The sequence below is a fragment of the Oribacterium parvum ACB1 genome (assembly GCF_000238055.2).
In the GTDB taxonomy this organism is placed as follows: domain Bacteria; phylum Bacillota; class Clostridia; order Lachnospirales; family Lachnospiraceae; genus Oribacterium; species Oribacterium parvum.
In genome coordinates this window covers 1,112,501-1,123,790 of the sequence record NZ_KE148312.1, presented here as the reverse complement: position 1 = coordinate 1,123,790, position 11,290 = coordinate 1,112,501, and the positions used below count along the sequence as shown (strand labels likewise).

Annotated in this window: 9 protein-coding genes; 1 reads left to right on the top strand and 8 read right to left on the bottom strand. The window is 43.2% G+C overall.

The window, feature by feature from the left end:
- Window positions 1-19: 19 nt before the first annotated feature.
- The 7 genes from HMPREF9625_RS05180 to HMPREF9625_RS05150 all read right to left on the bottom strand — a co-directional run bounded on the left by HMPREF9625_RS05180 (window position 20) and on the right by HMPREF9625_RS05150 (window position 8,049).
- A complete protein-coding gene (locus HMPREF9625_RS05180; protein ID WP_009534970.1) occupies window positions 20-1,126 on the bottom strand; it encodes a galactose ABC transporter substrate-binding protein in 1,107 nt (368 codons plus the stop codon).
- A gap of 248 nt (window positions 1,127-1,374) precedes the next feature.
- A complete protein-coding gene (locus HMPREF9625_RS05175; RefSeq protein WP_036569843.1) occupies window positions 1,375-2,343 on the bottom strand; it encodes a glycosyltransferase family 2 protein in 969 nt (322 codons plus the stop codon).
- Window positions 2,344-2,372: 29 nt separating this feature from the next.
- Complete coding sequence (locus HMPREF9625_RS05170; protein ID WP_009534972.1) at window positions 2,373-3,194, bottom strand: LicD family protein; 822 nt, start codon at window positions 3,192-3,194, stop codon at window positions 2,373-2,375.
- A gap of 3 nt (window positions 3,195-3,197) precedes the next feature.
- Window positions 3,198-4,427: a CDP-glucose 4,6-dehydratase gene (gene rfbG, locus HMPREF9625_RS05165; RefSeq protein WP_009534973.1), complete on the bottom strand. Its 1,230-nt coding sequence runs from the start codon at window positions 4,425-4,427 to the stop codon at window positions 3,198-3,200.
- Between the two features lie 2 nt (window positions 4,428-4,429).
- Entirely contained in the window at window positions 4,430-5,200 is a 771-nt protein-coding gene (rfbF, locus tag HMPREF9625_RS05160; RefSeq protein WP_009534974.1) for a glucose-1-phosphate cytidylyltransferase, read from the bottom strand.
- A 119-nt stretch (window positions 5,201-5,319) separates the two neighbouring features.
- Window positions 5,320-6,708, bottom strand: a complete 1,389-nt coding sequence (gene brnQ / locus HMPREF9625_RS05155; protein WP_036569840.1) for a branched-chain amino acid transport system II carrier protein — start codon at window positions 6,706-6,708, stop codon at window positions 5,320-5,322.
- 219 nt (window positions 6,709-6,927) lie between these two features.
- Window positions 6,928-8,049, bottom strand: a complete 1,122-nt coding sequence (locus tag HMPREF9625_RS05150) for a transglutaminase-like domain-containing protein (RefSeq protein WP_009534976.1) — start codon at window positions 8,047-8,049, stop codon at window positions 6,928-6,930.
- A 210-nt stretch (window positions 8,050-8,259) separates the two neighbouring features.
- On the opposite strand from HMPREF9625_RS05150, the gene HMPREF9625_RS05145 reads away from it, so the two are divergent.
- Window positions 8,260-10,479 carry a methyl-accepting chemotaxis protein gene (locus HMPREF9625_RS05145; RefSeq protein ID WP_009534977.1) on the top strand — a complete coding sequence of 740 codons (2,220 nt, stop codon included), beginning with the start codon at window positions 8,260-8,262 and terminating at the stop codon, window positions 10,477-10,479.
- 415 nt (window positions 10,480-10,894) lie between these two features.
- Here the strand turns inward: HMPREF9625_RS05145 and HMPREF9625_RS11370 are convergent.
- On the bottom strand, window positions 10,895-11,290 hold a 396-nt coding region (locus HMPREF9625_RS11370), incomplete at its 5' end, for a methyl-accepting chemotaxis protein (protein ID WP_016361591.1).

The window sequence follows — 11,290 nt, the reverse complement described above, 5'->3', positions numbered from 1 at the left end:
AAAACTAAAACTTATTATATTACTTTAAGAGTGCCAAAATATCCTTAGCGTTGTCCTTGGTAACCTTTACATAGTCACAACCGATGTAGTGGTCATTTCCTGCGCCTGTAAGGTAGTTGATAGCTGCATCAGCCGCTGTGTGAGACTGTGTAAGGAAGTCGTTGAATACGGTTCCTGTCTGTGTGCCGGAAAGTACGTTCTGGCAAGCCTCTTCAAGTGCGTCTACACCAACTAAGTAGATATCCTCACCAACTGTTCTTCCTGCTGCCTGGATAGCCTGTAAAGCACCAAGAGCCATAGCATCGTTGTTACAGAATACAACTTCGATGTCCTTACCGTTCTTAGCTAAAGCGTTAGCAACTAAGGACTGTGCCTGTGCCTGATCCCAGTTACCAACCTGCTCGTCAAGCTTGTTCACTTGCATGCCGGCATCCTCTAAAGCCTTTACGGAGAACTCTGTTCTGTACTGTGCGTCGATGTTCTCGGGGTCACCCTTAATCATGATATAGTCAACCTTGCCGTTACCGTTCATATCAAGCTTGTCCATACCGATGTCTGCAATGATTTCACCCTGGAAAGTTCCGGACTGGCGAGCATCACATCCTACATAAGTTACATCCCAGTTCTTCTCTTCCCATCTCTTCTCTTCATCCTGATCCGGCTCTCTGTTGATGTAAACAAGAGGGATGCCTGCAGCCTGAACCATATCTGTGATGGTTGCTGCGGAAGAAGAGTTAACCGGGTTAACGATGAGTACATCTACCTTATCGGTAATGAAGTTCTGGATCTGGTTAGTCTGTGTAGCCTGATCGTTAGCGCCATCCATAACCTTGATGTTCTCTTTCTTGAATCCCTTGGAGATGAGATAGTTCTCAAGCTCTGTACGGAATAAAGTCATGAAGTTATCAGAGAACTGATAAATGCAGATTCCAACTTTCTTGTCTGCAAGGTCGCCGCTCATCGCTTCAACAGCTGCCTTGGTTCCTTCCATAGCCTTCTCGGTTTCTGATGCTGCAGCGGTTGTCTCAGCTGCCTTGGTTGTCTCAGTCTTTGCTGCACCTCCGCAAGCTGCTAATGTAGAAGCTGCCATAGCGGAAATAGTTAACATGCTTAAAATCTTTTTCATTTTTTCCTCCTCATGAAAACGAATTTTAGAATTCTTAAGGGATTATAAACTGCTGTCTCCTAAAAAAAAATAGAGATTTCTTTTGTAAATCTTGGAAATTCTTTTCTAAAAAAATCTTTCCGGAGGATAAAAAATTTCTATATCAAATATCTTATTTTCGTGCTGTTCTTCCTATCTCTATACACTCTACATATCTCTTTTTCTGCGAATTTAACTTCATCCCTCCTATTCTTCAGAGTTGAATCCGGCTATACTTTTTCTTCTTCCATTCCTTTTCTGTCTCTCTTCTCCAGATTCTTCGTTTCTGAAACGATATAAATCGGCCTGTCCTTTATTTCCTCAAAAAGCAGGGAAATATACTCCCCGATGATTCCCACCACAAAAAAGAGAACGGCGAACATAAAGCAAAGAAGAACCACGATGGTCGCATAACCGGATGGAGCGCCTTTTCTGGTAAAGAGGGTGTACAAAAGCAGAAGAACCCCCAAGAACATACTGCAGGCGGAAGCAAAAATCCCAAGCCTTAGCGGTAGATTTGAAAAGGAGAGCAAAGTATTCTTTGAAAAAACCAAAAGTTTACGTATGGAATAGTGACTCTTCCCTCCCTGTCTTACTCCCGCTTCATATTCTATGGTTGTTTTACGAAAGCCCACAGACTGCACATAGCCTCTTAAGTAGCGAACCTTCTCACGATAATACTTCTTCAGTACCGCTTGTACCTCTGCGGAAATCCCGAAAAAATCGGAGGCATTTGCCTCAAAGTGCAAGGGAGACAAATGATTTAAAATCCAATAAAATGCCGCTGAACTGATGTTTTTGATAAGCCCCGCAGAGCTGTTTTTTGTCCGCACCATGGAGACGACCTGAAAGCCCTCCCGGTACTTTTTCAGCATGTCCGGAATCAGTTCCGGAGAATGTTGCAGATCCGCATCCATAAAAATCAGAAAGTCTCCTCCGGCATAGTCCAAACCTGCCGTCATGGCAGCTTCGTGTCCAAAATTTCTGGAAAAATGAATTACACGAACCCAATCCGGATGCTCTGCCGCAATTTGGTCCAGTATAAGAGGACTTTTATCTACCGAACCGTCATCCACAAAAAGAAGCTCCAAATTATATTCTCCGCCGATTCTTTCATAAACCGAAGAGCAAGCCTCGAAAAATTTCTCCAGGCTTGCTTCCTCATTGTATACCGAAACGATAAGACTACATTTTTTCAATTCTTTTTCTCCATGTTCCGTTATATTCACTAAATCATTTCTTCATGACTTGGTACTCTTTTTTCTTCTTTGGGCAGAATTTCATACTTTCCGTAAAGCATACGGAGAATCGCATCATAGCCTTTGGGGATCGGTAGCTTGTATCCCTGAAAGTCCGCCTCAATGAGAGGCTCTTCCCACTCCCTTTTAGAACTGCAATACTGAAAATCCGGCTGATAATTGGAAAAATAATAACTACAGGGATTTCCGGGTGAATGATCCGCCTTCGCCCATTTCTCCTGTAAGGAAAAAAGAAAGGGCATAGGGATAAGGTAGCCGATCTTCGACAGAATGGAAACAAAAAGTCGCGAAATGCCCCTATATTTTCTTAAATGGACAACACGTCTATGCCCCATGGCAAGTCCGAAGATCATCTGCTGTCGAAAACGATAAAATCGGGCAAAAAGAGGACTCTTCGGCAGGGTATCCGCAATAAAGCAGTCCACCCAAAGATGATTCAATTTCCCTTCGTAAAAAGCATCTCCTTCCGTTTCCGCCTCTCTTCGTTTTGTACTACAATCCACTACTCTTGGGACAAAGTCGTAAAAGGCTTTTCCGTTACGATATTCGCTCGGTAAAACCAGTCTATAAGGTTCCGGCAATTCTTCCTTTGCAACTTTTGCAAATTTCTCCCACTCCGCACGAAGAAAACAGAGATCCACATCATCATCCCATGGAATAAATCCCTTATGGCGCACTGCCCCGAGGAGCGTTCCCGAATCCAGACGATAACGGATATTGTGCTTTTTACATACTGCATCGATTGCCAAAAGAATCTGCAGTCCCTTTTCCTGTTTTTCTTGAAGATTCATTACTCACCCTTGTATTCTATCAAAGAAGGTCTCGATTTGCTTAATCGAAAAAGCTCGCATATCCTCTCCATTTGCCCATGCCTTATACCAGGAGACCGTCTCTTTCACTGCTTCTTTCACCGTGTATCGAGGCTCCCACTGAAAGGTTCTTCTTAGTTTATTGGTATTGAGTTGCAAATAACCCGCTTCATGCGGAGCATCTTTCTCGGCCATGTTTTTCCAACGGGCTCTTCCGCCCCAAAATTCCACAAAAAGCCCCGCAAGCTCTCCGGTCGTAATGGCATCCTCCCGATCCGGTCCTACATTGTAATAACCTGCAAAGTCCTTTCCTTTTTCCAAAGAAAAATCCTCCGGACAAAGCCCCTTCACAAAGCCCGCCTGCCTTGCCGCAATTTCCAAGTACACCGCCAAGGGCTCCAGAACATGCTCATAGGGGCGAACAGAATAAGGATTTCTTATCCCAATCGGCTTTGCATCTACACTTGCCCTTACGCAATCCGGGATAATCCGGTCCTTCGCAAAATCTCCGCCACCGATTACATTTCCCGCTCTGGCAGTGGAAATACGCGGCAATATTGCTCCCTTCTTTCGCTTTCCGTCCGCTTCGGTAAAGAAAGATTTCTTATAGCTGTGTGTCAGAATTTCGGAGCAGGACTTGGAATTGGAGTACGGATCAAAGCCGTCCAGCTTTTCCTCCTCCGTAAAAGCATGGTGTTCCATATCATGGTTCTCATAGACCTTATCTGTCGTTACATTTAAAACGGATTGAACGGAAGGCGTAAAGCGCACGGCTTCCAAAAGATTTACCGTCCCCATGACATTGGTCTCATAGGTTTCTCTGGGATAGAGATAGGATTCCCGAACCAAAGGTTGCGCTGCAAGGTGAAAGACTATTTCCGGCTTAGCCCACTGTAAAATAGAACGAAGTTGCTCATAATTTCGTACATCTCCCGTAAAGGACTGAATCCTTTCTTCCTCTTCCGCCAAGGACTTATCTTTTTTACTGTCGTTTCCCTTTTTACGTTTGGAATCTTCCTCCGCAGAAGAAAAAGTTGTCAAGTTCGGATAAAGTATGGAAAATAGTTCTCCTTCCTCCGCATCCAAAGCGTAACCGTAAACCTTTGCTCCCAAAAGTTCTAAAAGAAGGCACAGCCAAGATCCTTTAAAGCCGGTATGTCCTGTAACAAAAACCCTCTTTCCGGCATAAAATTCCTTCAAGTCCTGAAAATTCATCCTTACCACCTCTTCCATGGTGCCTTTCCGCTAGCCCAAAGCTCCTCCAGAAGCTTCTTCTCTCTCTGTGTATCCATACACTGCCAAAAGCCCTCATGATAATAGCCCGAAAGCTTCCCTTCCGTTGCCAATCTCTGCATGGGGCTCTGCTCCAAAATCGTCTCATCTCCATCAAGATAGGAAAAAATCTCCGGCTCAAAAACCATGAAACCGCCATTGATTACAGCACCGTCTTTTTCTTCCTTTTCCCGAAAAGAATGGATATTTCCCTCCGTATCTACATCCAAAACACCCTTTTGTTGCGTAAGATTGACCATAGTAATCGTAGCAGGCTTTCCTTTTTTCTTATGAAAATCAAGAAGAGCGTTCAAATCCACATCGGAAACGCCGTCTCCATAGGTCAACATGAAAGGCTCATCCTTCAAGTACTTTTCCACTCGCTTTATGCGTCCTCCGGTCATGGTATGAAGTCCTGTATCTACCACTGTTACCTTCCAGTTCTCCGCCTCGCTGTTATGCACCTCCATGGTATTTTTCTTCATATCAAAGGTGATATCGGCGTTATGCAGGAAGTAATTTGCAAAATACTCTTTAATCACATACTGCTTATACCCTGCCAAAATAATAAATTCATTAAAGCCAAAAGAAGAATAATACTTCATAATATGCCATAAAATCGGCATCTCTCCTACTTCGATCATAGGCTTCGGCTTAAGATGCGACTCTTCGGAAATCCTGGTTCCCAGTCCCCCCGCTAAAATCAACACTTTCATGATTTTTCTCCTCTATCCTTGCAGTCAATTCCGGTTTTTTCTTTTACCTTGCTCTCTTTTTTGTTTTTACTTTTAGTTCTTCTCTTGTTTTTTGTCTCTTGTTTTTTTGTCTCTTGTTTTTAGTCTGCTTCTTTTCCTTGAACCTTATCAGTATAACACAAAACCACGCCCAGCAATACGCCCGCAATCGATGGAAAAATCCATGCGAGTCCTATGGAAAATAAGGGAATATGCTTTAGTGCGGAAAGCAGATTCTCACTAAAGGGTAAGCCCTTCAATGCGCCCCCATCCAAAAGGATTTTCAGGGCGTCCAAAAGGGCGAAGGGAATCGTCAAATATATACAAGCTTGAAATACTTTTCTCTGATAGCCGAAAAAACGTCCAAAAAGGCAAAGGAGAATCAGTACCATGCTTATCGGGTATATAAAGAAAAGAGCCGGTATACTATAGAAAATAATTTTACTTAAGCCCACATTGGAAATGGCAAAGGAACAGAAAGTAAAGATACAGACATAAACCTTATACGGCAGACTCTTCGGAAACATTTCCACAAAGGCCATAGAAGCGGAAGTAATGAGTCCCACAGCCGTTTTTAAGCAGGAAAAGAAGATGATGATTCCAATCAGAATGCCGCCAAAGCTATGAAAATAATAGGTGGAAATCGAGTGTAGAACATCCCCTCCATTTTTCTGAACGGAAAAGGCAATACGACTCTGCGCACCGGCATAGGTCAAGGCAAAGTAAATGAGGATCATCATGAATGCCGCAATGGATCCCGATAAAATGGTCATAAGAGATACGCTTCCATTCTCCGTACTTTCCTCCTTATCGCCTTGATTCTCCATTAAATTTCGAATCGTCTGAATCAAAATATTTCCAAAAGCAAGCGCCCCAAGAACGTCCATCGTATTATAGCCTTCGAAGATACCCTTTAGAAAGCTCCCCTCATCGTATCCACCGGTTGCAGGAAGTGTTTTTAAGCTTCCTATCGGAAAGATGAGTGCCGTAAGCAATAAAACGCCTAAGAAAATAAGAAAAATCGGATTCAAAACTTTTCCCACATAAGTCAAAAGTTTTCCCGGCTTTAAGGATAAAACTAAGGCAATGGAGAAAAAGAGAAGGCTGAAACAAAATAGTCCGAGTGTAATCTTATCTTCCGGAAGAAAGGGAACGATCCCAACCTGGAAGGGAACCGTAGCCGTTCTGGGAATGGCAAAAAGAGGACCGATACAGAGATATAAGATTGTAGTGAAAAATATGGAAAAGCGCTTTCCGACAAAGCTTGCCATATCGGTCAAACTCGATGTTTTACTGACTGACATCGCCACAACGGATAGAAGAGGGAGGCCTACTCCGGTGATACAAAATCCCCAAGCGGCGCTAACCATCTCTATACCCGCTTTTTGTCCCATGGATACGGGAAATATCAGATTTCCCGCGCCAAAAAGCATCCCGAAGAACATGGATGCCACAACGATAATTTCTCTCAAACTTATTTTCTTTTCCATTATACAGTCCTTAATCTGATTTTTTAGGAAATCCAAGATCCGCTCATCCGACCGCAGGAACGCACGACCATACAGGCATCCTACCGTACAATATAAAAAAAGCATCTGATTCCTATATTTCTTTAAGAGTATAACATGGAAAAAAACATTTGCCTATTTGCAAAAAATGAAGGATTTATTATAGAAAGATAGAGAGGCAAGTACTGAGCTAAAAGCACATCAGCTCTTTTTAGCAAAGCTATAGGTATAAACAAACTGATCCGGAGTATAGTTATCCAGTTTCTGCCCATCGATTTCCGCATAAGGATATCCGAAATCATTTAGCACCTCTCCCGCCTGTGCAGGGTTTAACTTCAGGTCTCTTCCGTCCGAAAGAATGATTCTTTCCGCATCCAGATTCCCCCAGTAATATTCCTGTTTTTCTTTTGTTTCTTCCTGTTCTTTTGTCCAATTGTTCTTCAGGACAGCCTTTAATACATCTGCAGGATCGGCAGATACCCAGCCTGTTCCCTTTAAATAAAACTCTGCCCAGCAGTGCTGGTTCTTCGTGATGTCCTCCGCATTAATGCGAATGCCGAAATGCTCTCTTGCAGGGATTCCGGACGCACGACAAAGAGCCACAAACATAGAGTTAATATCCGTACACTTTCCGGACATAGTAGTATCTAAAAGAGCACAGACATCTCCCTCTCCGCAACCTTTCACATCTTCGTTTCGGTTCATATTGGCAATGACCCAGTCATAGATTGCTCTAGCCTTCTCCAAGTCCGTCGTTTTTCCCTCTGTAACTTCCATAGCCTTTGCCTTGACTTGATCGTTTAAAGGAAGATTTTTGGAGGGTTCAAGATATTTTTTTACCTCCTCAGGCAAAGCTTCCGTATCCTCTTCCTTTAATTCCGGACGAAGCACCTCTTCTCTCTTTACATCAAAATGGATGCTAACGACTCTGTCTGCAGGATCCGCATTCTCATCCCACTCTACATAGAGCATCTGATTTTCCCAATCATCTCCGCTGATTACCGAGGATGTATTTCCCGCATCATACTCAATACCGTCAACCGTTTGGTACTCACTGTCATGCGGAAGCGGAACCCAGAGGCGAATCTTCTTCCCTTTTTCATACTTCGTCATATCTATTGTATTACTGACTGTGCCTTCCACTACTTGTTTCTCCGGCTTTTCCGCTGCCGCTTTCTCTGTTCCCTTTTCCGTAGCCCCCTCGCTTACCGCATTCGTAGTGCCTTGCACTTCCGTTTCGCTCTTTTTGCCCTGCTTTCCGCAAGCGGTAAGAACGCTAAGTGCAAGCCCCAGAAGCAATGCTTTCTTCTTGATTTTTTTCATCTTTTCCTCCTTCAAGCTACTCTTTATGAGAATGTTGTAACTTTAGCATTATATCTCTAAAAACACAAAATTTCTTTTCATCTACGCAAAATATGATTTATTTTTTTCCTTTTTTTACCGATGATTAAATAGAGATAAGCCTTCGCAGGTCAAGGAATTCGCGAGGTTTTAAGGATGGGAGAGTTCGTTTTCAAGGAGGAATAAGGGACAATGAAAGAACAAAGAAACGGGAAAGGCATTTCTTTTTTAAGAAGGATGAAGTTAGGCACCAGGATGTCTATTTTTCTGGGCATCTTTTCCTTTTGTATTTTGGCAGGACTTTTATATTTTTTGATTCATTCGTTTGAAATTGCCATCGATAAAAGAATTGATGACAATATGAACGATAAAGCTGCTGCGGCCAGTTCGGATTTTGAATCCGTGATGACAAAAGCGGAAGGGATATCCGACAATATTGCACAGGGCTTACAACTCATTTATTCCCACTCAAAAGGAGAAAAAATCGGAGACAGACCGGAAAATCTCTGGCAGATTATAAGCGGAGATTATGATACACCAAAGCCCACGGAATCCATGGAGCCCGTTGTCTTTAAAAGTCAGATTGTGAATCGGGATATTACCTATTCGCAGTATATCGGAGAGAGCTATATTTTGAATTCTCTCTATGCCACACTGCAAGGAAATGATCAGCTTATCGGTGCAGGGATTCTTTTTGAACCGAATGCCTTTCTTCCCGGCGTAAAGGACTATTCCCCTTATATTTCACAAATCAGCAAAAAAGATATGACTGTTTCCAATTTTCAATACGATGATATATGCAACGAAGATTACTATGCAAAAGTAAAAGAAACGAAGGAAAAGTATATCACTGACCTCTATGTCGAAGAAGAAGACGGCGTAACACATAGCGAGATTACCTTCAGTAATCCGATTATTTTAGATGGAGAGTTTAAGGGCACCATTATCACAGATGTGGACGCCTCAGTCATAGACAGTATTCAAAAAGTAGATGACAGCTTCCCCAGTATGTTTACAAATGTACTGGACAGCCACGGTGTGATTCACAGTGAAAATCCGGATTATGACGGAAAGCTCTTAAAGGACATTTTACCCGAAAAGGCACTGAGTCAACTGCAGGAAGGCTTTGACAGCAAGGAGGCATTTAGCAGGAAGATTACGAATGAACTCGGGGTCGACCGCAGGGAGTACTTCAGCCCCATCAATCTCCACGGAAATCTCTGGTGGGTTCGCCTTTCCATAACAGAAACCGACTATGATAAAGAGGTCGACAGACTGGTATTTTTAGGCACCCTCTTCGGTGTTTTATCTGTAATCCTCATGGCACTTGTCATGGTTGTAATCATAAGAAAGAGCCTAAAACCCTTAAAGGTTGTAGCAGATGCCGGAAAGAAAATGGCGGAAGGCGATTTCGACATCCATATAAGCTATCACAATCAGGATGAAATCGGAGATCTGATGCAATCCATGCAAAGTGTTATCGGACGCATCCGTGCCATCATCTCCGACTTGTCAGAGAAATTAGCGGAACTGTCCCGCGGGAACTTCGCTATGAACTTGGAAGATGAGCACGGATATTACCAAGGCGCATACAAGCCGCTCCTTAGCACTATTGTGGAAATCACAACGGATTTATCCAAGACTGTTTCGGAAATTTCCACTTCGGCAGAAGAAGTAAACAGTGGAGCCGAGCAGGTCAGCAGTGCTTCTCAGACCTTGTCTCAAGGTGCTTCCGAGCAGGCTTCTTCTATTGAAGAGTTGAGTGCCACCATGAATGACATCTCCAATACCATCAAGGAGACTGCCGTTATGGCAGAGAAGGCTTCTTCTATGAGTAAGGATGCCGGAGATGCAGTCACTGAAAGTAACGACAAGATGAACGAGCTCTCTCGTGCTATGCAGGATATCACGGAGAAATCCAACGAGATTAGTAAAATCATTAAGACCATTGATGATATCGCTTTCCAGACCAATATTCTTTCTCTAAATGCCGCAATTGAAGCCGCAAGAGCCGGATCAGCCGGAAAAGGCTTTGCCGTTGTAGCCGATGAGGTCGGAAACCTTGCACAGAAATCCGCTAAAGCGGCACAAAACACGGGAGTATTAATTGAAGAGACCATCGATGCCGTTGCAAAAGGAGCAAAGATTTCCGAAGAAACCGCTGACTCCCTGAAAAATGTATCCGAAAGAACAAAGACAATCAGTCAGATTATCAAGGATATCAATTTTGCATCGGAGTCCGAAGCGGAGAATATCAGCCAGATTAATATCGGAATGAACCAGATTTCCTCTGTAGTACAGAACAACTCTGCCACCGCTGAAGAAAGTGCCGCAGCATCCGAAGAACTATCCGGACAGGCTGCAATCCTGAATAACCTGATGACGAGATTTACTTTAAAGGAAGAGAAGTAAATGTGAATACGATATTTGCCTTGAAGGAACACGCATAAGAAGTCGAAGACGTAAGGGGCTGTAAAAAATCAAAATAATTTTCTAAGCAATATAGGTCTGAACTTGGGGCACGCTCTCGCTAGCTTCGCCTGACTGAGCAGTAGTCTTGTTGACTACTGCTCACTTTGCTTTGCAAAGCAACTTCCTTCGGAAGTTGGTCTGTTACAGGACAACTTTTCTGATGAAAAGTTTGTCCTTACGTAACGGATACTAAGCGAAAAACTGCGTTTCTCCTGTTTTTCGCAAGTACCGACGGGCTCAGACTACCCCCGCATTCAGACCTATATTGCAAAGAATTCCTTTATTATTTTGATTTTTTACAGCCCCTTCTTTTATTCTTAATGCGTATCGCTCGCAAAGCATTCAATATCCCGTTTTACTTTCCTTTCGTTCTGTCATAAGGTTCTGATTTGAGTTGAAATTTATCCAAAAGACGATTCAGAAGTTCCGACTGACCGGATAGTTCTTCAGATGCAGCCGCTGATTCCTCTGCAGTAGAAGTATTGTTCTGCACTACTGTGGATATCTGCTCCAACCCGTTACTTAACTGCTTAATGCCCTCTGCCTCATCTTCCGAGGTGGAAGAAATGGAAGAAATAATTCTGTTAATTTTTTCGGTTTTCTGCGATACCACGGAAAGAGACTCTGCCGTTTCCGCTGTAATCTTTGCTCCCTTATCAACGGCTTCAATGGTTTCTTCGATGAGACCGGCTGTATTTTGTGCCGCTTTAGCGGACTTCTGTGCAAGGTTTCCGACCTCATCCGCCACAAC